This window comes from Cupriavidus sp. SW-Y-13 (assembly GCF_009793345.1).
GTDB lineage: Bacteria > Pseudomonadota > Gammaproteobacteria > Burkholderiales > Burkholderiaceae > Cupriavidus.
Map to the genome: position 1 here is coordinate 2,522,297 of NZ_WHLX01000001.1, position 23,319 is coordinate 2,545,615.

20 protein-coding genes and 1 pseudogene are annotated in these 23,319 nt (G+C 59.0%); 9 read left to right on the forward strand and 12 right to left on the reverse strand.

Annotation, left to right across the window (positions count from 1 at the left end):
* Window position 1 precedes the first annotated feature (1 nt).
* Together GA566_RS11275 and GA566_RS11280 are read left to right on the forward strand one after the other, a co-directional pair.
* Window positions 2-796, forward strand: coding sequence for a thymidylate synthase (locus tag GA566_RS11275; RefSeq protein ID WP_160472771.1), 795 nt, complete (start codon window positions 2-4; stop codon window positions 794-796).
* Window positions 793-1,293, forward strand: a complete 501-nt coding sequence (locus tag GA566_RS11280; RefSeq protein WP_160472772.1) for a dihydrofolate reductase — start codon at window positions 793-795, stop codon at window positions 1,291-1,293. The genes GA566_RS11275 and GA566_RS11280 overlap by 4 nt, the downstream gene beginning before the upstream one ends.
* A gap of 47 nt (window positions 1,294-1,340) precedes the next feature.
* On the opposite strand, the gene GA566_RS11285 is transcribed toward GA566_RS11280, so the two are convergent.
* The 7 genes from GA566_RS11285 to GA566_RS11315 form a co-directional block, all read right to left on the reverse strand.
* A complete protein-coding gene (locus tag GA566_RS11285) occupies window positions 1,341-2,768 on the reverse strand; it encodes a hypothetical protein (protein WP_160472773.1) in 1,428 nt (475 codons plus the stop codon).
* A gap of 16 nt (window positions 2,769-2,784) precedes the next feature.
* Complete coding sequence (locus tag GA566_RS11290) at window positions 2,785-3,543, reverse strand: hypothetical protein (protein ID WP_160472774.1); 759 nt, start codon at window positions 3,541-3,543, stop codon at window positions 2,785-2,787.
* Window positions 3,544-3,633: 90 nt separating this feature from the next.
* Window positions 3,634-4,221, reverse strand: a complete 588-nt coding sequence (locus tag GA566_RS11295; protein WP_160472775.1) for a hypothetical protein — start codon at window positions 4,219-4,221, stop codon at window positions 3,634-3,636.
* Between the two features lie 16 nt (window positions 4,222-4,237).
* The gene (locus GA566_RS11300; RefSeq protein WP_160472776.1) at window positions 4,238-5,704 is read right to left on the reverse strand and encodes a hypothetical protein; all 1,467 of its coding nucleotides are present in this window, start codon (window positions 5,702-5,704) and stop codon (window positions 4,238-4,240) included.
* Complete coding sequence (locus tag GA566_RS11305) at window positions 5,701-8,451, reverse strand: T6SS effector BTH_I2691 family protein (RefSeq protein ID WP_160472777.1); 2,751 nt, start codon at window positions 8,449-8,451, stop codon at window positions 5,701-5,703. Before GA566_RS11305 ends, GA566_RS11300 begins: the two co-directional genes overlap by 4 nt.
* A 6-nt stretch (window positions 8,452-8,457) precedes the next feature.
* Window positions 8,458-9,456: a DUF4123 domain-containing protein gene (locus GA566_RS11310; protein WP_160472778.1), complete on the reverse strand. Its 999-nt coding sequence runs from the start codon at window positions 9,454-9,456 to the stop codon at window positions 8,458-8,460.
* Between the two features lie 9 nt (window positions 9,457-9,465).
* Window positions 9,466-11,940 carry a type VI secretion system Vgr family protein gene (locus tag GA566_RS11315; RefSeq protein WP_160472779.1) on the reverse strand — a complete coding sequence of 825 codons (2,475 nt, stop codon included), beginning with the start codon at window positions 11,938-11,940 and terminating at the stop codon, window positions 9,466-9,468.
* Between the two features lie 300 nt (window positions 11,941-12,240).
* On the opposite strand from GA566_RS11315, the pseudogene GA566_RS11320 reads away from it, so the two are divergent.
* Window positions 12,241-12,564, forward strand: a pseudogene (locus tag GA566_RS11320) (dihydrofolate reductase); the annotation flags it as partial.
* An 80-nt stretch (window positions 12,565-12,644) separates the two neighbouring features.
* Here the strand turns inward: GA566_RS11320 and pmbA are convergent.
* The gene (gene pmbA / locus GA566_RS11325) at window positions 12,645-14,015 is read right to left on the reverse strand and encodes a metalloprotease PmbA (RefSeq protein WP_137923217.1); all 1,371 of its coding nucleotides are present in this window, start codon (window positions 14,013-14,015) and stop codon (window positions 12,645-12,647) included.
* 57 nt (window positions 14,016-14,072) lie between these two features.
* Here pmbA and yjgA point away from each other — a divergent pair, with 57 nt between their 5' ends.
* Window positions 14,073-14,681 carry a ribosome biogenesis factor YjgA gene (yjgA, locus tag GA566_RS11330; protein ID WP_304523599.1) on the forward strand — a complete coding sequence of 203 codons (609 nt, stop codon included), beginning with the start codon at window positions 14,073-14,075 and terminating at the stop codon, window positions 14,679-14,681.
* Window positions 14,678-15,322: a molybdopterin adenylyltransferase gene (mog, locus tag GA566_RS11335; RefSeq protein WP_160472781.1), complete on the forward strand. Its 645-nt coding sequence runs from the start codon at window positions 14,678-14,680 to the stop codon at window positions 15,320-15,322. The genes yjgA and mog overlap by 4 nt, the downstream gene beginning before the upstream one ends.
* Window positions 15,323-15,378: 56 nt before the next feature.
* Here mog and GA566_RS11340 read toward each other — a convergent pair whose 3' ends face one another.
* Both GA566_RS11340 and orn read right to left on the reverse strand, forming a co-directional pair.
* Window positions 15,379-16,260 carry an AEC family transporter gene (locus GA566_RS11340; protein WP_160472782.1) on the reverse strand — a complete coding sequence of 294 codons (882 nt, stop codon included), beginning with the start codon at window positions 16,258-16,260 and terminating at the stop codon, window positions 15,379-15,381.
* A gap of 81 nt (window positions 16,261-16,341) precedes the next feature.
* The gene (gene orn / locus GA566_RS11345; RefSeq protein ID WP_160472783.1) at window positions 16,342-16,971 is read right to left on the reverse strand and encodes an oligoribonuclease; all 630 of its coding nucleotides are present in this window, start codon (window positions 16,969-16,971) and stop codon (window positions 16,342-16,344) included.
* A 148-nt stretch (window positions 16,972-17,119) separates the two neighbouring features.
* Here orn and GA566_RS11350 point away from each other — a divergent pair, with 148 nt between their 5' ends.
* Both GA566_RS11350 and rsgA read left to right on the forward strand, forming a co-directional pair.
* Complete coding sequence (locus tag GA566_RS11350) at window positions 17,120-18,373, forward strand: M48 family metallopeptidase (RefSeq protein WP_160472784.1); 1,254 nt, start codon at window positions 17,120-17,122, stop codon at window positions 18,371-18,373.
* A complete protein-coding gene (rsgA, locus tag GA566_RS11355) occupies window positions 18,370-19,341 on the forward strand; it encodes a ribosome small subunit-dependent GTPase A (RefSeq protein WP_160472785.1) in 972 nt (323 codons plus the stop codon). The genes GA566_RS11350 and rsgA overlap by 4 nt, the downstream gene beginning before the upstream one ends.
* 76 nt (window positions 19,342-19,417) lie before the next feature.
* Here rsgA and GA566_RS11360 read toward each other — a convergent pair whose 3' ends face one another.
* Together GA566_RS11360 and GA566_RS11365 are read right to left on the reverse strand one after the other, a co-directional pair.
* A complete protein-coding gene (locus GA566_RS11360; RefSeq protein ID WP_137923224.1) occupies window positions 19,418-20,395 on the reverse strand; it encodes a CobD/CbiB family protein in 978 nt (325 codons plus the stop codon).
* A 172-nt stretch (window positions 20,396-20,567) separates the two neighbouring features.
* Window positions 20,568-21,266, reverse strand: a complete 699-nt coding sequence (locus GA566_RS11365) for a pirin family protein (protein ID WP_137923225.1) — start codon at window positions 21,264-21,266, stop codon at window positions 20,568-20,570.
* A gap of 155 nt (window positions 21,267-21,421) precedes the next feature.
* Between GA566_RS11365 and GA566_RS11370 the strand changes: the two genes are divergently transcribed.
* Together GA566_RS11370 and gluQRS are read left to right on the forward strand one after the other, a co-directional pair.
* A complete protein-coding gene (locus tag GA566_RS11370; protein ID WP_160472786.1) occupies window positions 21,422-22,390 on the forward strand; it encodes a LysR family transcriptional regulator in 969 nt (322 codons plus the stop codon).
* A gap of 21 nt (window positions 22,391-22,411) precedes the next feature.
* The gene (gluQRS, locus tag GA566_RS11375) at window positions 22,412-23,293 is read left to right on the forward strand and encodes a tRNA glutamyl-Q(34) synthetase GluQRS (protein WP_160472787.1); all 882 of its coding nucleotides are present in this window, start codon (window positions 22,412-22,414) and stop codon (window positions 23,291-23,293) included.
* The last annotated feature ends 26 nt before the right edge of the window (window positions 23,294-23,319 follow it).

The following is a 23,319-nucleotide window of genomic DNA, read 5'->3' on the forward strand; positions in this document are numbered from 1 at the left end:
GATGAAACAGTACCTCGACTTCATGCGCCATGTTTATGAACATGGCACCGAAAAGTCCGACCGCACCGGCACCGGCACGCGCTCGGTGTTCGGCTACCAGATGCGCTTCGATCTAAGCGTTGGCTTTCCGGTGGTCACGACCAAGAAGCTGCACCTGAAGTCGATCATTCACGAGCTGCTGTGGTTCCTGCAGGGCTCCACCAACATCCAGTACCTCAAGGACAACGGCGTCACGATCTGGGACGAGTGGGCCGATGCCAACGGCAACCTCGGCCCGATCTACGGTTACCAGTGGCGCGCATGGCCCACGCCGGACGGCCGCCATATCGATCAGATCACCGAGGTCGTGCAACAGATCAAGAACAACCCCGATTCGCGCCGCCTGATTGTGTCGGCGTGGAACGTGGGCGAGATCCCGCAGATGAAGCTGCCGCCCTGCCACGCGTTCTTCCAGTTCTATGTGGCTGACGGCAAGCTGAGCTGCCAGCTGTACCAGCGCAGCGCCGATATCTTCCTCGGCGTGCCGTTCAACATCGCCAGCTACGCGCTGCTGACGCACATGATTGCCCAGCAATGCGACCTCGATGTGGGCGACTTCGTCTGGACCGGCGGTGATTGCCATATCTACAGCAACCACTTCGAGCAGGTGCAGACGCAACTCTCGCGCGAGCCGTTGAAGCTGCCGACGCTGAACATCAAGCGCAAGCCCGACAGCATCTTCGACTACCGCTACGACGACTTCGAACTGGTCGGCTACGAATCGCACCCCGCGATCAAGGCGCCGGTGGCCGTATGACGTTGCTGACCCTGATCGTCGCGCGCGCGCGCAACGGCGTGATCGGCCGCGACAACACGCTGCCTTGGCGCCTGCCCGAAGACCTGCAGCACTTCAAGCGCACCACGCTGGGCGCACCCATCATCATGGGCCGCAAGACTTGGGATTCGATCGGCCGCCCGCTGCCGGGCCGCCGCAATATCGTGGTCAGCCGCAACCGAGACCTGAAGCTCGAAGGTGCCGAGGTGGTGAGTTCGCTCGAAGATGCCCAGCGGCTTTGCGTGGGCGTGGGGCAGGTATTCCTGATCGGCGGCGCACAGCTTTACGCCGAGGCGCTACCGTCAGCGGACCGCCTGATCGTCACCGAGATCGATGCCGACGTGGAAGGGGATGCGCACTTCCCGGCAGTGGATCGTTCGACATGGCTGGAAACAGCCCGCGAAACGCACCATTCGGAGTCGAATGGGTTTGAATATGCGTTCGTGGTGTATGAGAGGCCGGCTTCGGGGGAGGAGTAATATCCCGACGGTGATTAGCGTCGCCCTCCATACCTACGGTGTTGCCTCTACTCAGCAACAGCGTCTTTGTCGGGCGCTAGTTGCAGAAATCCCAGCATCTTGTCTGGCCAATTTTCAACGACGTATAAGCGACCAAGATCCTTGTCGAACCCAACTACAAAAGGGTCGTTGCCCAGCCTGATCCAGCTAGCACCTTGATCCGTCGAATACAGCCATACACGATACGAGGAAATCTCTGCATCCGACCAAGGAAATATCCAGCGGGAAACTTTGTGAGTATCCTCAAGCTGGGTGACCCAAACGTTCTCCGTGAAATGCGCTTTATCCACACGAAGATAGGAACTCATCGGCTTCCAGAAAAGCGTCGGCAAATCGACCGTCTTTTCCCATCTGTCTGATATCGGATTGAAAGTGCCGATCCATTGATCGCCGCCCATCCTGACGACACCCCGCAGCACCCCTTTTGCGTCCTTCTCTATAAATTTGACATAGACACCGGGGTAATGATGCTGCGCGCTAACGGCCCACCCATTTGTCGTTTCGCGAAGCGATATCCGCTGCGTGACAAGTCCGCTTGGGATGCGGTTATCTTTATCGTAATATTTTCCAGACACCCATAAATCGACAGATTTGTCCTCGTTCACGACCAGCATTCTAGTCGTATCCCCGCTCGAGAAACCAAGATCCGCCTCGGGTGCAATCTGTTTAAGAATGGCCGCTTCTGCCGCCTCGACCTCTTCGACTACCCGCCAAGTCCGCCCCTGATCCATCGAATGGCTCATGGCAGGATGCTTAAAAAAATTGGTATCTCGATAGGCCCACGCGTTGGTCAAATCGGAAAATACCACTTCCACACTTGAGGCGGACGAAACTGATTCTTCTCCCCATGCGGCCGAATGATAGGACCAATGATCTCCCTTGTCATCGGACCGAAAGACGGCGTAGCTGAGTCGCTCACCTCCTCCTTCATTTAATCGAATATCGATATTCGTACGGGCATAGATTGCGCCATCGGGCGTTGCGGTCATGCAAACATTCTCAGGACTAGTGGCAACCAATTTCACATATCCAAGTGCATCTACTCTCCAAACCAGGAACCTTCGATCATCATCCTTCCTACTCGAGAAGCGTGCATTGAACTTTCGACGTGCTTCACGCGATTTTTCATGGACATCCACAAGCGTTTCGAGTTGTGTCGCGTCAGGTTGTGTAGCATCAGGATTATCGTGATTTGCCACACCCTTCAAAACAAAGTACTTGGTTTCGCCTATTTTAGTGAGTGAACTGCAGCCAATCGCCGGATACCCCAACGCTTTGTCGTCCCATGCTCCCTTCCACACTTCGACAGGTTTCATATCCTGCGCGAACAGGTTGAACCGGACTCTTACCAATTCGAAAGGATAGGTCAATAAAACTAGAGCAAAAATGGCGGGAACAATGACATCGAAAGAAATCCTATCGGTTACTTTTTTCATATCCCCATCTCTGCAACTACATGGATTTCGATAGATCGGGTAAATTCCCATTTGCTTCGTCGACTGGCACTAGCGGCAAAAATCCCAGCATCTTGTCTGGCCAATTTTCAACGACGTATAAGCGACCAAGATCCCTGTCGAAGCCGATCAAGGAAGAGCCAATGTTCAACTTGGTCCAGCTAGCGCCTTGGTCCGTCGAGTACAGCCATCGATATTTCGAGGAGATTTCTGCATCCGACCAGGGAAATATCCAGCGGGAAACTCTGTGAGTATCCTCAAGCTGGATGACCCAAACTTTTTCCGTAAAATGCGCTTTATTCACCCGAAGATAGGAACTCATCGGCTTCCAGAAAAGCGTCGGTAAATCGGCCGTCTTTTCCCACCTGTCTGATATCGGATTGAAAGTGCCGATCCATTGATCGCTGCCCATACTGACGATACCCCGCAGTACCCCTTTTTCGTCCTTCTCTATAAATTTGACATAGACACCCGGGTAATGATGCTGCGTGCTAACGGCCCAACCATTTGTCGTTTCGCGAAGCGATATCCGCTGCGTGACGAGCCCGTGTGAAATTCGCTTATCTTTCTCGTAATATTCGCCAGACACCCATAAATCGACAGATTTGTCCTCGTTCACGAATAGCGTTCTTAGCATCTCCCTGTTAAAGAAAGCAAGATTTGCTTCCGGTGCGATCTGCTTAAGCACGGCCGCTTCCGCCGCATTGATCTCTTCGACTACCCGCCAAGTCCGACCCTGATCCATCGAATGGCTCATGGCAGGCCCGCTGCTGTCAAACTCATTGTGATAGGCCCACACATTGGTGGAATCTGAGAAGACGACATCTACACCCCAGACGACCCCGATTTACGGACCACCCCAATCCGCCGAGTGATAGGACCACGTATTCCCCCTATCATCAGACCGAAAGACCGCGTCGCTAAGTCGCTCATGCCCTCCTTCACCGGATTGGACAGCAATCCCAGTGCGCGCATAGCTTGCGCCATCAGGTGTTGTGGTCATGCAAACCTCCGCTGGGCTAGTGGCGACCAGACTAACCTTTCCGGGTGTATCTACTCTCCAAACCAAATATTTGCGCGCTCTGCCATCATAATCGTAAAAAGGTGTGTCGAAAACCCGACTACCCTGGTTTAAATCTTCATGAATATCAACAAGTGACTGGAGCTGTATCACGTGAGGATCTACATGATCCGTCAAATCCGCCAAAACAATAAACATCGCATTGCCTATCCTCGAGACCGAACTGCATCCGGCGTATGGATATCCTAACGAGCTTTCTTCCCATGCTCCCTTCCACACTTCGACAGGTTTCATATCCTGCGCGAACAGGTTGAATCGGACTCTTACCAATTCGAAAGGATAGGTCAATAAAATTAGAGCAAAAATGGCGGGAACAATGACATCGAAAGAAATCCTATCGGTTACTTTTTTCATACCCCCATCTCTGCAACTACATGGATTTCGACAGATCGGGTAAATTCCCTTTTGCTTCGTCGACTGGCGCTAGTTGCAGAAATCCCAGCATCTTGTCTGGCCAATTTTCAACGACGTATAAGCGACCAAGATCCTTGTCGAACCCAACTACAAAAGGGTCGTTGCTCAGCCTGATCCAGCTAGCACCTTGATCCGTCGAATACAGCCATACACGATACGAGGAAATCTCTGCATCCGACCAAGGAAATATCCAGCGGGAAACTCTGTGAGTATCCTCAGGCTGGATGACCCAAACGTTTTCCGTGAAATACGCTTTATCCACCCGAAGAAAGGAACTCATCGGCTTCCAGAAAAGCGTCGGCAAATCAACCGTCTTTTCCCATCTGTCTGATATCGGATTGAAAGTGCCAATCCATTGATCGCCGCCCATCCTGACCACACCCCGCAGCACCCCTTTTGCGTCCTTCTCTATAAATTTGACATAGACACCGGGGTAATGATGCTGCGCGCTAACGGCCCACCCATTTGTCGTTTCGCGAAGCGATATCCGCTGCGTGACAAGTCCATGGGGGAAGCGGTCGTCCTGATCGTGATACTTTCCGGACATCCACAAATCGATGCTCTTGTCCTCGTTCACGAATAGCGTTCTGACCATCTCCCTGTCGAAGAAAGCGAGATTTGCCTCCGGTGCGATCTGCTTAAGCACGGCCGCTTCCGCCGCATTGATCTCTTCGACTACCCGCCAAGTCCGCCCCTGATCCATCGAATGGCTCATGGCAGGCCCGCTGCTGTCAAACTTATTGTTATAGGCCCACACATTGGTCGAATCCGAGAAGACGACATCTACGCCCCAGGCAAGCCCGATTGACCGACCACCCCAATCTGCCGAGTGATAGGACCAAGTATTCCCTCCGTCATCAGACCGAAAGACCGCGTCGCTAAGTCGCTCATGCCCTCCTTCACCGGATTGGACAGCAATCCCAGTGCGCGCATAGATTGCGCCATCAGGCGCTGTGGTCATGCAAACTTTTTCAGGGCTAGTGGCGACCAGCTTTACATTTCCAAGTGCGTCTACCCTCCAAACCAGGAACCTTCGGTCATCATCCTTGCTACTGGAGAAGCGTGCATTGAACTTCCGACGTGCTTCATGCCAGTCCTCATCAACATCCACGAGCGACTCAAGTTGTGCTGTATGAGAACCAGCATAGCCTGCTAAACCCTTCAGAACAACAAACCTTGCCCCCCCTATTCTGCTGAGCGAGCTGCACCCGGTCTCCGGATATCCCAAATTTTTGTCGTCCCATGCTCCCTTCCACACTTCGACAGGTTTCATATCCTGCGCGAACAGGTTGAACCGGACTCTTACCAATTCGAAAGGATAGGTCAATAAAACGAGAGCAAAAATGGCGGGAACAATGACATCGAAAGAAATCCTATCGGTTATTTTTTTCATATCAACGAATTTTTTATTTTTTACTTTCATATTCTTAGCTCCTCCATCACCCCTGGAAGCGCCTCAATCGAGGCATCAATGTTCCCGTGCATTCCCTCCGTGTTTTCGTTACGAAATGGACAAGAATTCAGCCAAGTCTCTAGCTTGCTTTTGGTTACTACCAAAATAATCACTGTGAGCAACGCAACCGCAACGGCAGCCGCGCCGTTCAGACGTACGAGAAAGCGGTATAATTTCGGAGGTGGCTTGAATAGCATGCCTACGGAAGCCCCCACAGAAACGCCCGCCGCTACCGAACGAGACATATAAGCAATCGCCAACGCCCTATCTTTTTCGCTCGCTGCTTTCCGTCCGTCAATCAGATCGAAGTAAATTCCGATCACCGCTCCTAACCCGAGATAGACTGCCGCCGAGATCCTGAAACTTCTTAGTTTCCTCACATGCGAATTTTCCAGCACGCTGACATTTCTCCGTTGGGAAGGCGTCGCTGCTTGGGCAGCCAGCTGCTTCAGCCCGGTTCCGAACGTTTCCTCAACCACCGTAGCTTTGAAGCTGTATGCACTACCGATCAGCATTAGAAGTTGGGCTCCTGCCTCGGTCCAACTTCGTCCATTGCGCTCGGTAGACGCTTTTCCAACGCTGGTCATTACGCCCAACAATTCGATGACTGTGAGAACAAATCCGATGCGTGACAAAGAGAGGGCGGCTGCCGTGCGTTTGCCTACGATCTCCTTGACGCGTTGCTGCAATTGTTCTTCCGACGGTGGAATATCCGCGAATGCGGCTCCAACACCCTTGGTCACTTTCTGTGCACGATCATTAAGTTCTTTTCGATGGGGTTCCAGAGCCTTCATCGCATCGCCGGCGAGGCCGCATCCCAGCGTCATTAGCTGTGTTTGCGCCACGTGCGCCATCCAGGTTGATGGCGGTCCTGCTGTGATGGTCAAAGCCGCCCGTCCCGCAAGCAGGCTCAGTAGGGAGCCCATTGCGCCATGTGCCAACGGATCGCGCGCGCTCATGAGCGCTTGCATGGCATCGCCTTGTGCCAGATACGCCTTGATACTCTTCAGGAAATTTTCAGCCTGACCAAGCGCGGCCTGTTTTTTGGCGTGGTCTGCAGCAGAAGGTGCGACCGTGACCGGACTCAACACACGGTCCACCAACGCCAATTGCCGAGATAGCAACGCCCTGAGAGCGGGATCGTTATAGCTGATCGCCGTCAGCAGTAGATTTCGGTCAGAATCATCCAGCAATACTCCTGCCATCATCCAGCGTTTCCCTGCATCACTGCTTTCCAGACCCTGCATGGCATTTCCAACCTGGACCATGTAGCGCACGCCAAGCACGTCAGTGGAAACGCCTCGGGATGCGTACCGGCGATCATAAAGAGACAGTGCCGATTTCCTCAGCAGATCACTGCCCAGCCACGCCACGTGATCTTCGCCTGCATTGTTCAGGCGGGCTAGGTAAGGCTGGTATCCGTCTTGGTCGTGAACTTTGTCAAATTCTTCACGCTTTTTGCTGAGATAGAGGGCGTCAAAGTTCTTGCCTGCATCTTCTTGCACTTCGCCCACGATAGAAGCCATGTGCCCTTCTGCCGCTCGACGAAGCTCACGCTCCCGTTCTGCTAACGGCATGGCGACCTGCCCTCCGCCAGGAAGCGGGACCATGACTTGTCCTTGCCGCACCCTGGCATCTCTTCGCGCGTTTTCTAGAGCGTGATTGAGACCAATTCTTTCCTCCTCGAGCTGCCTCCTAGCTTTCACCCTTTGCGCAACGTAGCCCTCCCGGAACTGCTGGATCATCCCGCTGGTCATCAACTTCCATTCATTGCTGATTTTTAGTTTTTCGCCAGAAGGCATGTCTACTTCTTGTTCGATTTGCAGCCAATCCAGATACGGTTGCCCCGCAGGCGCATAGGCATGCGCAAGCTCCTGCGTGATGCCAATACCGTCATGACACGCGACGATGGCGGCTCCTTTGGTGCAACGCAGCGTGGCTTCGATATTCGCAAGACGCTTTCCATGCACCTCGGCGTAGGACTGTCCGGGTTCAGGGATGATCTGCTTCAGAAAGAAGGGCGCACCCTTCGAATTGCCCAATCTTTTTTGCTCAACACGGATGTATGGCCCCCACTCCTGTTCGGTCTGATTCATCCCCATCAGACCAAACCACTGATCGTTGAGGATCTCTTGCAGAGTAGGGTTCTCCAACGCTGACCATTCGAGCACCTGGTTGCGCAATTGATCAGGGGGGCAGGTGTCTTTCTGCGATTGCTTGCCATTCATCCAACCGGCCAGGTCGAGGTGCTGCAACGATGCTGTATTGCTCTTGAGTTCTTCCAGCTTCTTGAATGGCACAGGGTCTGGATGGAACAAGTACCAGAGGTTCTTCACGCCTTTGGCATCGGGGACCATCACCAGCGAGGCATTGGCGCCGCGAACCTCCGGGTCGCACGGCTTTTTCTGGTCATCCTGCGGTTCGGCGTCAAGAATGAACTGCTGCAAGTAGCCATGGGGGTGCGCACGGTAGCCGCTCCATGTCTTGCCGCCGGCGCGCTCCACCAACACATACAGATATCCGCGACGCAGCATCCGCACCACGTACTGGGATCCCTTCAGCGAAATGCCGCCCGGCTTGGCCTGGAGCTGACCAGTGGGCGCGAACTGGTCCAGCAGCGTTCGATGGTTTGCGGTGTATGCCGTGGCATAGCGCGTAAAGAGAATCGGCAAACCTTTTCGGTCGCAGTTCTTACAGGCAGTCTGACAAACAGCCATGACAATTTACACTCCGGAAAATCTATACTCAGTTGGCGCGACGCTCCCAAACGCGTCTCCAAAGCCGATGCCAGGCTCGGCATTCATATGAGAAAGCGCCGCGATTACCGCAGCCTGCATGTCATGGCGCCGCCAGACCTCCTCCGACGAGCGAAAAATGCTGATCGCGTATTCAACGGCATCGGCATCTTTCAACTGGTGGCCGTCGGCTTCCATGAGCCAGCGCACCACGTCTGCTTCGTCTGGAACGCGATAAGCAGTTGGGCCGATTTGTGCCAGATGAAGCCAGAATCGGGAGATAGCTGGACTCAGATGTGCCAGCGCCCATTGCTGCGCGCTCAGGAAGCGGCGGGATAGCGAGACTCGATTCGCCGCAAGCTCAGTTGGCCGAACCGCTCGCACCCAATAATTCTCTGCCACGGCTTCGACCCGTTCGCCTGTGGCCCCATCGCATGGCATCGGACCATGAGGCTGCGGATAAGACCACCACTGCCGGATCGGACCGAGCCAGGCCGTTTGTTGCGCGGCTGTTAGCGCCGGCCAGAGACGTTGCATGACTCGGGGATCCTGATAGCGGAATAGCCGTGGCTCATCCGCGGGGTCAGATTGATATCCAAGTCGCAGCAGATGATCCGCCACGGCGTGGATCTCCTCTTCGCTCCAAAGCAACCCACAGATGTAGTGAGGCCGCAGTCGGTGTTTTGCCTCCGTATAGGCAGCCGCCACGATTTCCCGCAGGATGGTCACGCCGGGTGGACTCGCCAGGGCGACGAGTTGGGGGGCGAGCGCAGAATTCCTAGCAAAGTACGGATCTGGCACCGGATACATGCGATGAATACTTGCTGATTCCGTCAGCGCATCCGCAAGCGGGTTGTCTTGCGCCTGGTCGAGCAACAGATAAATGAACAATCCCCTGGCACTGCCGTCGACGATGGCTGTCACGTCATCGATTAACGGCAGCAATCTCTGCTGGTCTGTTGCGTCAAGACTTTTCCACTGATGCATGCTCGCCCCTCAGCGGGATAGTGAACCCGCGCCGATGCTCATCGCGTCGGAGACCTCTGAGGCGCAAGAGGTAAAGCCAGGCATGGGATAAAACTCGGTTTTTGCGCCGGGCAGCGTGGGCACTGCCGAAAAAGCCTTCCAGTTCCCGGGGGTGCCTTGTTCGATGCCGTTACGGTGAATGCGGATATAACTGCCGCCGCCATTCAGTAGAATTTCTTTTTTGGCAGCAACCTCGATCAGATCAGTGAGGCTGACTAGTTTGAGTACCTTCTGGGCGATGATCTCGATATCGTCGGATTGAGCCTGTATCTCGACCTTGCCTTTAGCTGCAAAGAACCGCATCCCGAGCTTCTGAACGAAGAGCACGGCGCGCTCGGCGAAGCTGCCGAAGATTCCGCCGCCGGTCGCAAACGACACGTGGGCACCAGTACTGATAGCGGTATGCTGCCCGCTATGCAAATGTGTGGATTCCGCTGTCGTTGCCGCAATTGCCGCCGGACCGGCCGCAACAAGGTGCGGCTCACTGAGTTCCCCGAGTTCGCCATTCCCTCGGATACCATCGATTTGCGCCTTTAGCAGCTCCGCCACGCCTGATTGCTCGCTGTCCTGCGCTCGCTGGCAGTCGGCACTTTCTCCCAATATGGCTTGGACATCCCGACCGTTCGCGAGCCGTTGGACCACCTCACCCATATCCTTGTGGTGGCCCTGCGCTTCGTGGCGTAGCTCAGTGGAGACAAGCATGCCTTTTGCGGAACGGATGGCGCCGTGTCCATCGGTGCGCAACTCGAACCCTTCGCCACGCTTTTCCTTGCGGCCCTCGGCATCGTGTACCCGGGTGATATAGCCCAGGCTCAGCAGCGAAGTCTGGTGATCACTCCCGATCTGGGTCTGGATCTGGCCCTGGGTGTCATCCTGCAAGAAGGTGTTGTGGCGCTCTCCAAACAGCTCCTTGCTGCGGATACCCGACAGCGCGTGTTGCCTCGGCAACAACCATTGCGGCATGTTGACGCGATTGGGTATTCGGCCTGTGACGATGGGGCAATCCGGATCGCCATTCAAAAAATCGACGATGACTTCCTGACCGATGCGCGGGATGTGGCTTGCCCCAAACTGATCTCCCTGCCAAGTCTGCGAGACACGCACCCAACATGAGCTATTTTCGTCGCTGCGTCCTATCCGGTCCCAGTGAAGCTGAATTCGGATTCGCCCGAACTCGTCAAGCCATGCTTCCTGGTCTCGCGGCCCAACGACGGTGGCAGTTTGCGGCCCGGAGGTTCTAGGCTTTTTCAGAAGCCGCGCCGGGCGGAAAATCACAGTCGCTGGCTGAACCTCGAATCCCACTTCGCATTGCCAATGCTGGTCCTGCCCGGCTTCCTCGGCCACTTCTTCGAGTTGTAACCGAGTGGCATAGATCAGGTATTCGACGTTGGCCTGCTTCCGGGGATGGTGCGTTAGCGCGAAAATGCATCCCGCCGCCAAGCCTCGCAGATTGCCCTTTCCGCTGGCACGACTGCCGACCTGGCGCAATTCTTCCATGCGGATACGAGAGAGCATATCGCCCTCCTTCCATGGATCATTGCCCGTCACAGGTTGGGCGTGATCCCCTGGCCATTCATGAATCTGGCCGTCAGCATGTGCAGTTTCACGCGGATCACGCGTGCCGACGCCGAGTTCCGCACGTGGCTTGTTGAAATCGAAGTCGTTGGACGTCCATGCGCCGGACACCAGCCTGTCGGTGACCGCGAACTCTTGGATATGCTCCTCATCAATGCGGGCTGCGGAACCATGCCACCGCACAGAGTGGTATGCCGGGCTCCGGGATCTGCGGAACGCGCCGTTGCCGTCAGTCAGCACCAGCCGGTGCTTTTCCTCTGAATGCTCGAAGAAGAACGCGATTCCCCACTCCTCAGTCAGGCGCTGAAAGAACGCGTAGTCCGTCTCGCCGTATTGCACCTGATACTCCCGCTTTGGGTAGCGTCCCACGTCGAGCCGCATCTCGACCGGAAAGTGATAGTCGGCAAGCAGTTCATGCAGAATCTCGACCACGGTCTTTTGCTGGAATATCTTCAAGTCCGAAGTCTTCGTGGCAAGGTACAACCACGGTCGCAGCGTGAGCGTGTAGGCAAGCGATCTGCCATCGTTGACCGGTCCTTCCACCTTCGTGACAAGGCCACTGATCTCTCGCTTGCCTGCACCGGCCCTGCCCACTAACCCGCTGCCCTTGCCGTCCAGCTCGAGGGCAATGGTCAACTCGCGTCCCTGCAGCGCCGGCATGTCGAGATTGGCCGCCGGGCCAAACGCGGTGTTCAGACTGTCCGGGGTCTTGAGCGTGACACGGTATTCGAACAATTCGCAGAGGTTCTCCTGGCCCTCGACACGCACGACGGTCAGCGCGGAACGTCCCAGCAGTTCTGGCAGTCCCTCCCCCGTGAGCGTGACCGTACGGTCAGCGGTCCCGTGCCGATTGAACGAGGCACCCATCATCTCTCCTTCCCTATGCATTCACTGCGAATATCAAAAGACGCTGCGCGCAAATATCAGGCGCAATCTTCGATTTCGCAACGACCTGAAGCAAAGGAATGCCAGATTGAGATGAATGAAATCATTCGTCGCTTAATTTTCACAAAATATGCGACTCGTCTATAAGAATTTCCTAAAAGTGATCTGAATATTAATTACTTCTAATTTCCATATAATTGAAATTGAAGCGCAGTCGATTTAAGGTTTCTACGACGTGATCGGAGATCTCAGAATGTTAAGACGCTGGATTCATTGCTCTCGGTACGCAACAAAGTGGTCAGCCGCAACCGGAACTTGAAGCTCGAAGGTGCCGAGGTGGTGGGTTCGCTCGAGGATGCCCAGCGGCTTTGCGTGGGCGTGGAGCAGGTATTCCTGATCGGCGGCGCACAGCTTTACGCTGAGGCGCTACCGTCAGCGGACCGCCTGATCGTCACCGAGATCGATGCCGACGTGGAAGGGGATGCGCACTTCCCGGCAGTGGATCGTTCGACATGGTTGGAGACAGCCCGCGAGACGCACCATTCGGAGGCGAATGGTTTTGAGTATGCGTTCGTGGTGTATGAGAGGCCGGCTTCGGGGGAGGAGTAAGTCTCCCCGCTTGGGCTAGGCGCCCCTCTCCCGCCTTGTGGGAGAGGGGCGCAACCATCAGGGGGCGAAAGCGCTACGCCTCAATTGCCCCCGGCAATCGTCATCTGTTCGATCAGAATCGACCCAGTTTCCTTGGTCCCGCGCACCAGCGCGTCGGAACCGATACCGACGATCTGCTTGAACATCTCGACCATGTTTCCGGCAATCGTGATTTCTTCCACCGGATACTGGATCACGCCGTTCTCGACCCAGTAGCCCGACGCGCCGCGCGAATAATCGCCGGTGACATAGTTCACGCCCTGCCCCATCAGCTCGGTCACCAGCAGGCCAGTGCCCATCTTGCGCAGCATGCCCGCGAAGTCATCGGCAGGCTGGGTCAGCGAGCTGGTCAGCGTCAGGTTGTGCGAGCCGCCAGCGTTGCCAGTGGTCTTCATGCCCAGCTTGCGCGCCGAATAGGTCGACAGGAAATAGCCTTCCACCACGCCGTCGCGCACCACATCGCGCTCATGTACACGCACGCCCTCCTCGTCGAACGGTGCACTGCCCATCGCGCCCGGCAGATGCGGATTCTCGTGGATCTGGATATGCGAGCCAAAGACTTGCTTGCCAAGCGAATCGTGCAGGAACGTGGACTTGCGATACAGCGCGCCGCCCGATACCGCCTGGACGAAAGCGCCCAGCAGGCCAGCGGCCAGCGGCGCCTCGAACAGCACCGGACACTTGCGCGTGGACAGCTTGCGCGCGTTCAGGCGGGCCAGCGCGCGCTCGGCGGCATAGCGGCCAATGGCTTCTGGCTCGGCAAGCGCCTCGGGGGCACGCTTCGACGAGTACCAGTCGTCACGCTGCATGCCACCGCCAGAGCCGGCGATCGGCGCGGCCGACACAAAATGGCGCGAATAAGGGTAGCCGCCCACGAAACCACGTGACGTGGCCAGCACGAATTGGGAATGCTGGGCCGATACGCTCGCGCCATCGCTATTCTTGATCTTCGGGGATACGGCAAACGAAGCGGCCTCGGCACGTCGCGCGATGTCGATGGCGCCAGCGGCATCGATGCTCCACGGATGGAAGAGGTCGAGATCCTTGGGATCGCGTTCGAGCAGATCCTCTTCGGCCAGGCCCGCGCAGTCATCCTCGGCCGTGAACCGGGCGATGTTGTAGGCAGCCTCGGCCGTGGCGCGCAGCGCAGCCGGCGAGAAATCGGAGGTGCTGGCATTGCCGCGACGCTGGCCGATCATGACGGTCACGCCCACGACCTTGTCGCGGTTCTGTTCGATGGTTTCCACCTGCCCCTTGCGTACCGTGACCGACAGGCCGCTGCCTTCGGAAATCTCGGTGGCGGCGTCGCTCGCACCCAGTTCGCGTGCCACGCGCAGCACATCGGCCGCCATGGCCTTGAGCTCGTCCTGGGTATAGGTGAAATACGCGGTCTGTTCGGCGGTCTGGCTCATATGGGCGGGCGTGATCAAAAGTGCAAACGGGAATCATAGCAAGATAAAATGCCGCCCATGACGCGAAATACCCGTAACAACTCCAACGGCCGTTTCCCGGGCGCCTTTGCCCCGGAGGAAGACGACGACCAGCCCATCAGCAAATCCCAGCGCAAGCGGGATTCGACGGCGCTCCAGAAGCTGGGCGCCGAGCTGGAGGCGCTGCCCAAGGACCGCCTGCTGCGCGTGCCACTGCCCGAAGCCGTGGCCGACGCGATCTTCGCCGCCCGCAAGATCACGAATCACGAAGGCAAGCGCCGCCAGATGCAGTTCGTCGGCAAGGTCATGCGCAACCTCGATGAAGAGGAAGTGGCCGCGATCCAGTCCGCGCTGGAAGGCTTCAAGGGCACCAGCAAGGCCGAAACCGCCAAGCTGCACCTGATCGAGCGCTGGCGCGACCTGCTGCTGGCCGATGACGCCAACCTGACCAAGTTCCTGGGCGAGCACCCCAGCGTGGACGTTCAGGCGGTACGCAACATCATCCGCAACGCCCGCAAGGAAAAGGAATCCGGCAAGCCGCCCAAGTACTACCGCGAGCTGTTCCAGGCCATCAAGACGGCGCTGGACATCAAGGCAGATGCGGCCGAGGAAGGCGAGCCCACCGAACCCGGGGAATCCGACGAATGAACGCAACCGCCACGTCGCCAGTCGCGCGCAGCCATCCCGACGAAATCGTGATCGGTCTGGTATCGATCTCCGATCGCGCCTCGGCCGGCACCTATCAGGACGAAGGCATTCCGGCCCTGCGCGCCTGGCTTGGCAAGGCGCTGACGTCGCCGTGGCAGGTCGTGGAGCGACTGATTCCCGATGAGCAGGCGCTCATTTCGAAGACGCTGATCGAACTGGTGGATGTGGTGGGCTGCGATCTGGTGCTGACCACTGGCGGCACCGGGCCGTCGCGACGCGATGTGACGCCCGAGGCGACTCTGGCTGTAGGCACGAAGGAAATGCCGGGATTTGGGGAGCAGATGCGCCAAGTCAGCCTGAAGTTCGTGCCGACGGCAATCCTGTCACGCCAGGTGGCGGTCATCCGCGAAACGCCGAGCCGCGCTGCGCTGATCGTCAACCTGCCCGGGCAGCCGAAAGCCATCCGCGAAACACTGGAAGGACTGCGCGACGCCGACGGCAAACCCGTGGTGCAAGGGGTGTTCGCGGCGATTCCGTACTGCATCGACCTGATCGGCGGCCCGTATATGGAAACCGATGAGGGCGTGGTAAAGGCGTTTCGGCCGAAGAGTGCGGTGCGGGTTAAGCCAGCAGCGGTTTAGGGCTCCCCTCTCCCGCAAAGCAAGAGTGAGGGAGCAAACCGGCGGGGAGCGAGCCGTTACTTCAGCCCCAGATACAACCCGATCGGCACGAACACCACCGCCGCAATATTCCCGAGCAACACGATCGACGCCACCTGGTCCGGCTCCTGTCGGAAGTGGTCGGCAACCAGGAAGTTCAGCACCGCGGGCGGCAGCGCGGCAAAGACGAACAGCAGCCCGCGCTGCAAATCGGTCATTGGCACCCACCACACCAACAGCAGCGCCACGGCAATGCCGGCCAGCGGACACACCGCCGCACCGAGCAGGCCCATGCCCCAGTTGCGCAGGCTCACGTCCTTCATGCGCACACCCAGCGCAAACAGCATCAGCGGCACCGTGGAGTCACCCAGCAGTTTGATCGATTCGTAAACGGGATCGGGTAGCGAAAAATACGGTCGCGCCAGCGACAGTGCCACGCCAGCCACGGTGGCCAGCACCATTGGATTACGCGCGATCTGCGTGAGCGAGGCGTGACGGTTGACGATTTTCAGCCCGATCGTGAAATGCATCAGGTTGGACGCCGCGAACAGTGCCACGGCAGGCGCCAGACCCACCGGTCCGAACGCAAAGACGGAGAGCGGCAACCCCATGTTGCCGCTGTTGTTGAACATCATCGGCGGCACGAAAGTGCGGGGATCGGCCTTCAGCACCTTGGCTACCACGTAGGCCAGGATGCCCGATCCGATCACCACGGCCACCGCGCAGGCCAGCAACACCAACTGGTCCGCCAGCACGAAATCCTTGCTGATGAACGCCGACACGACGAGCAGCGGTGCGATCACATCGAGCATGGCCCGGTTGATACCGGTCATGTCGGGATGGGCACGACGCCCGTAGATCCAGCCAATCAGGATGATCAGGATGACTGGCGTGATGATCGAGACGATGCGCGTGAACATGGGGGCGGGGAAAAAAGCTATCGGGACGGCGTAGCCGCCCCGTCGGGGCCGGCCCGCCGACTTCTCATGCGGGCATGGGACTCAGGCAGCAGGCGCATCCGGAGCCGCTGCTTCGGGAGCCGGCAGCGACGCGGCCGCCTCGGCCGGCGTCTTGATGAAATGCTGGCGGTAGTAGCGCAGTTCTTCCACCGACTCCAGGATATCCGCCAGCGCCGTGTGCAACTGGCGCTTGTGGAAACCCTTGTGGATGGCCGGCTCCCAGCGCTTGCACAGTTCCTTGAGCGTCGAGACGTCGAGATTGCGATAGTGGAAGAACGCCTCGAGCTTCGGCATGTAACGTGCCATGAAGCGACGATCCTGACAGATGGAATTGCCACACATCGGCGACTTGCTGGCCGGCACCCAGCGCTTCAGAAACGCGATCAGTTCCGCCTCGGCCTGCGCCTCGGTCAACGTGGACGCCTTGACCTTGTCGATCAGGCCCGAACGGCCGTGCGTGCCCTTGTTCCAGTTGTCCATGCCATCGAGCACAGCATCGGACTGGTGGATCACCAGCACCGGACCTTCGGCCAGGATATTCAGTTCGGAGTCAGTGACCACTACCGCCACTTCGATAATCCTGTCGGTGTCCGGCTGCAGGCCGGTCATCTCCATGTCCAGCCAGACGAGGTTGTTTTCACTTTTCACGGAGGATGCGGCGGGGCTTGTCATCTTGCGGTACGGCTCGATATGGGATTCGGAAGGGATTTTCCCCGGGCGCGGCTGGCTCGGGGGCGAACAACTTATAATTCTCGCATATCTGCCCCGAATGGCGTCCGCGCAGCTTTTGCGCACTGCGTCATCCCAACAAGGCTTGCCGATGTTCACGTTGATCTTTCTTGCCGCCCTGGTCGTCATGGTGCTGACCAAGCTCTGGCTGGCCTCCCGCCAGATTCGCCATGTCGCCCGCCACCGCGGCGCCGTGCCCGAACGGTTTGCCGACACCATTACCCTCTCCGCCCACCAGAAGGCCGCCGACTACACCATCGCTCGTACCAAGCTGTCGATGCTGGAGGTACTGACCGGTGCCGCCGTGCTGATCGGCTTTACGATGCTGGGCGGCCTGCACGCACTGAACCAGTTCTGGCTGCAGGTCTTTGACGGCGGCGGCTATTTCTATGGCGTGGCACTGGTAGCCAACGTGGCGCTGATCGGCGGCCTGTTCGACCTGCCCTTCTCGCTCTACGGCCAGTTCGTGATCGAGCAGCGCTTTGGCTTCAACAAGATGACCGTGGGACTGTGGCTGGCCGACCTCGCCAAGATGGCCGCGGTCGCCACCGTGCTGGGCCTGCCGCTGCTGCTGGCCGTGCTCTGGCTGATGGATCGCGCCGGCACCTACTGGTGGCTCTATGCGTGGCTGCTCTGGGTAGGTTTCAGCCTGTTGCTGCAGGTGATCGTGCCGACCTTCATCGCGCCGCTGTTCAACCGCTTCGAGCCGTTGACCGACGACGGCCTGCGCGTACGCATCGAGGCGCTGCTGCGCAAGTGCGGCTTTGCCAGCAAGGGCCTGTTCGTGATGGATGGCAGCAAGCGCAGCGCCCACGGCAACGCCTATTTCACCGGCTTTGGCGCCGCCAAGCGCATCGTCTTCTTCGACACGCTACTGGCCCGTCTAGACGGCGAGGAAGTGGAAGCGGTGCTGGCGCATGAACTCGGCCATTTCAAGCGTCGCCATGTGGCCAAGATGATCGCGGTCACGTTTGCGCTGTCGCTGGTGTTCCTGGCGGTGCTGGGCTGGCTTGCCACGCGCGAATGGTTCTACATGGATCTGGGCGTGCTGCCGAACCTGGGCACCAGCAACGATGCGTTGGCCCTCGTGCTGTTCTTCCTGGCGCTGCCGGTCTTCACCTTCATCCTCGGACCGCTGGCCAGCCAGTCGTCGCGCAAGCATGAGTTTGAGGCCGACGAGTTTGCCGCGCATCAGACCAATGCCGGCCATCTGGTGTCGGCACTCGTGAAGCTGTACAAGGACAATGCGTCGACGCTGACGCCCGACCCCATCTATAGCGCTTTCTATTACTCGCATCCGCCTGCCGCGCAACGGATCGATCGTCTGCTCTCGTACAACGCATGAACCGCAGCTCCCGCCACCAGAACGCCGGGAAGGGTGCCGGCAAGGGCGCCGAGTCCGAATCCGCATTGATCGTTGCCGCGCATGGCCGCCACTACGTGGTGGAGCGCGCAGACCACTCGCATCTGCACGCCTTCCCGCGCGGCAAGAAGAGCGACGCCGCCGTGGGCGACCACGTTCGCATCGAACTCGCTGCCGCCGACCAAGGTGTGATCACGGCCATCGAGCCGCGCAAGAATCTGCTGCACCGCTCCGACCAGTTCAAGTCGAAGCTGCTTGCCGCGAATATCGATCAGGTCATCATCGTGCTCGCAACAGAGCCGAGCTTTTCGGAGGATCTGCTGGGCCGCGCTCTGGTCTCGGCCGAGGCGCTGGACATCCGCCCGCTGGTGATCCTGAACAAGACCGACCTGACCGCGCGCCTTGACGATGCGCGGCGCCGGCTCAAGCTCTATCAGGACCTTGGCTACGACACGCTGGAGTTGTCCGTGAACAGCCGCCCCGAGGAAGCACTGGCCGCGCTGCAGCCGCGCACCGCGGGTGTGTCGAGCATCATGATCGGACAGTCCGGCATGGGTAAATCGTCGATGCTGAACCTGCTGATTCCCGGCGTGGAAGCCCAGACGCGCGAAATCTCGGCCAAGCTCGATTCCGGCAAGCACACGACCACGTTCACGCGGTTGTATCACCTGCCCGAGACGTGGGCGGTGGTGGATGGCAAGCCGGGCTACCTGATCGATTCACCCGGCTTCCAGGAATTTGGTCTGCACCATCTGAGCGAAGGCATGCTCGAACGCGCATTCCCGGAGTTCCGGGAGCGCCTGACGGATTGCAGGTTCTACAACTGCCATCACATCAACGAGCCAGGCTGCGGCGTGCTGGGCGCCATCGAAGGCGGTGACATCTCACCGCGCAGGCATGAGCTCTATACCCAGTTGCTGCACGAGTCGAGGCAGCAGAAGCCTTGGTGATTTGAGATATTTTCTTGAGGGGTGCTCCCCTTTCCGGCCATGCGGGAGAGGGGAGAAAACCAGAGGGCGTGGTGAGTTACCCGACCCACAACGCCAGCGAAATCATCGCCAGCAGCAGCATCCACAAGATCACCGCACGCCAGACCAGTCCGATGGCCGATTGCAGCGTGCGGATGCCGGGGTCCATGCCGAATTCGGGCGGTACCGGTTCCGCATCGCCCATGCCGGGCGCGTAGTCCACGCCAGCCAGGCTTGTGCGCAGCATCACACTCGAATCCTCTTCTGCCAGCGGCTGGCCCAGCCGGACGCCGAGCGCGCCGCCGCCGCTTGCCAGCAGGATGCCGTTGACGGCATCGTTCCACTTGCGTGCGTGGTTGCGCCACGCATAGACCGCGTCCTCGAAGTTGCCGACGATGGCAAACCCGATGGCGGTCAGTCGGGATGGCACCCAGTCCAGCACATAGAACGCCCGCGCAGCAAAGCGGCCCAATGCAGGACTGCGCTCGTTCGACGGCACGTTCCACTGACGATTCAGGAATTCGGCCGTGCGATACAGCACCACACCACCGGGGCCAATCGGCACCAGGAACCAGAAGAACACACCGAACACGTGACGATGCACGGCCACGATGGCCGCTTCCAGCGTATGGCGCACGATCTCGCTGACTGGCATGTCCACGGTGTCGATCTCCGTCCACTCATGCAACAGCGTGCGGGCCGTATGCAGGTCGTCGCGGTTGAGCGCTTCGTGAATATCGGTGAAGTAGTGGCTGAACTGGCGGAAGCCCAGCGTGAGATACAGCAGCAGGACATTCCACGCGAGCGTCAGCGCCACGCTGATCGAAGCCAGCAGGTAGTGAACGATCACGGCGGCCAGCACGAGCGGCAGCACGACGGTCAGCCACGCCAGCGCGGCATCGCGCGGGCGGCCTGTATCGAAGGCGTGTTCGGCACGTTCACCTAATACGCGAACGATGTCGACAATGGGATTGTTCCGTCCCAGGGCACGGAACTGTTCGGCAATCAGTGCCAGCAGAATGGAAACGAATGTCATCGCGGGACGATTATTCAGCGCGCGGCGAAGTGCCGCGGCGGTCGCATGGCGGATAGTGCAGACGATAGCATAGCGGCAAGGCAACTTTGCAAAAGACCTGTAAGTGCTGGTAAGCAAAACGCCCGCCCCGGTGAGGGGGCGGGCGCTCTGACGCCAGCTACGGCCACGTTACTCAAGGCAGGTCGAACACCAGCACTTCGGCGCCCTCGCCCTTTTCGATGCTCACGGCACTTTCACCTTCCATCTGGGCGGCGTCGCCAGCTTCCAGCGGCTGACCATTTACCGTGACACGTCCCCGCGCCACATGGACATACGCCTTGCGACCCGGCTGCAGCGCCAGCGTGGCAGCCTCATCGTCATCAAACAGACCGGCAAACAATCGTACGTCTTGATGGATCACCACCGAACCTTCGGCGCCATCCGGGCTGCCCACCAGGCGCAGGCGGCCACGCTTGTCTGCCGCGTCGAAGCGCTTTTCCTCGTAACCCGGCTCGATGCCCTGCTGGTCAGGCACGATCCAGATCTGGAGGAAGTGCGTGGTGTCGTGCTGGGCGTGGTTGTATTCCGAATGGCGCACACCGGTGCCGGCGCTCATCCGCTGTACGTCACCCGGCCGAATCACGCTGCCGTTGTCCATGCTGTCCTTATGGGCCAGTTCGCCCTCCAGCACATAGCTGATGATCTCCATGTCGCGGTGGCCGTGCGTGCCAAAGCCCATGCCTGGCGCCACGCGGTCCTCATTGATCACACGCAGCGGGCCGAACTGGATGTGGCGCGGGTCGTAGTAGTCGGCAAACGAGAACGTGTGATACGACTTCAGCCAGCCATGATCCGCATAACCGCGCTCTTCAGACTTACGGATTTCAATCATTTTGATGGCCCTCCTTAGGCCTGGTCTTCGACCCCCGTTAGCGGCTTGTTTGCTGGGGCTTGGGGGTCAGCAACGTTTCGATGCTAGGCAGTTTAGGGGAGCGGGAGTATATTTGCGGACACCGCCTTAGAAGCAGTTGTTCAGAAAATCTGAATATGCCCCTGTCACTAGAATCACTCGAAGTCCTTGACGCCATCGAGCGCAAGGGAAGCTTTGCCGCCGCTGCCCACGAGATGGGCAAGGTGCCGTCCGCCCTGACCTATGTGGTCCGCAAGCTCGAAGAAGATCTCGACGTGCTGCTGTTCGACCGGCGGCGCCATCGCGCGGAACTGACGCCAGCCGGACGCGCGTTGCTCGACGAGGGGCGCCACCTGCTGCATGCGGCTGACGACCTGGCCCGCCGCGTCAAACGGCTTGCAACGGGCTGGGAGGCCAGCCTCAACATCGCCGTCGACGATCTCGTCAATTTCCGCGCGCTGCTGCCCGTCATTCAGGACTTCTTTGCCGAAAACACGGTCACGCGACTACGTTTTTCCAAGGAGGTGCTCGGCGGCACATGGGACGCACTGGTCAGCAACCGCGCGGACATGATCATTGGCGGCGCCTACGAGATTCCGAGTACGCAGGGGTTCCAGGTCCGGCCTCTCGGCACGATCCCGTTTGTCTTTGCCGTAGCGGCGCATCATCCGCTGGCCACCGAAGAAGGGCCGCTGACGACGATTCAGATCGCACGGCACCGGATCGTGGCCGTGGGCGATACCTCGCGCAACCTGCCGGCGCGTACCCATGGGGTGCTGGCCGGCCAGGACGTGCTCGTGGTGCCCACCATGCGAGACAAGCTCGAAGCACAGATCCGTGGCCTGGGCTGCGGCTGGCTGCCCGCGCCAATGGCACAGCCGCACATCGAAAGCGGCGTGCTACAGGTGCGCGAGACTGTGGAAGTTCGGGCGCCCGGCAACTTCAAGGTGGCATGGCGCACCAATACGCGCGGCAAGGCCGTGCAGTGGTGGAGCAACAAGCTGGAAGATCCACGACTGGCGCAGGCGCTGATGCAGCAAGCGCCGCAGGGGCAGCCGGAGTCACTGGATGTCTTGCTGCCGCCGTCATCGGAAGCCCCGCTGTAACCGGGTCGGCTGGCAGTCCGCATGACGCAACGCTATCGGGGGCGCTTTGCCCCCTCCCCCACGGGTCCGCTGCATCTGGGTTCGCTTGTCACGGCGCTGGCCAGTTGGCTCGACGCCCGTGCCCATGACGGCGGCTGGCTCGTACGAATCGAGGACATCGACTATCCACGCTGCGTGAAGGGCGCCGATGACGATATCCTGCGCACGCTCGCCGCGCTAGGGCTGCATCCCGACGAGCCACCCGTCTGGCAGAGCCGCCGCGAAACCCGCTACGCCGAAGCACTGCATTCGCTGGAAATCGCCGGCCAGCTCTACTCGTGCGGCTGCTCGCGCCGGGAAATTGCCGATTCATTGATACACGTGCGCGAGCGACACCAGACGCTCGGCTACCCGGGCACCTGCCGCAATGGCCTCCGTGGCAAGCTGCCCCGCGCATGGCGCGTGCGCGTACCCGACGGCGATGCCGCGACCGTCTGCTTCGACGATCGCTGGCAGGGCCGTCAATGCCAGAACCTCGAAACGGAACTCGGGGATTTCGTATTGCGCCGGGCCGATGGACTCTGGGCCTATCAACTGGCCGTAGTGGTCGATGACGCCGCGCAGGACATCACGCATATCGTGCGTGGCGCGGACCTGCTCGATTCCACGCCGCGCCAGATCCATCTTCAGCACCTGCTCGGCCTGCCTACGCCGTCGTACCTGCATGTGCCGGTTGTCGTGAACGCGGTGGGCGAGAAACTCAGCAAGCAGAGCGGCGCCGAAGCGCTGGACACGGCTGCACCGCTCGATGCGCTGCGCCAGGCTGGCGCGCATCTCGGCATCGTGAACGGCGAAGGGAATGTGCCCGCGTGGCTGGAGACCGCCACGGAACAGTGGAAAGAAAAACTGGCGGCATCGAACTAGTCGATCCGCCAGCTTTTATCGCTTGC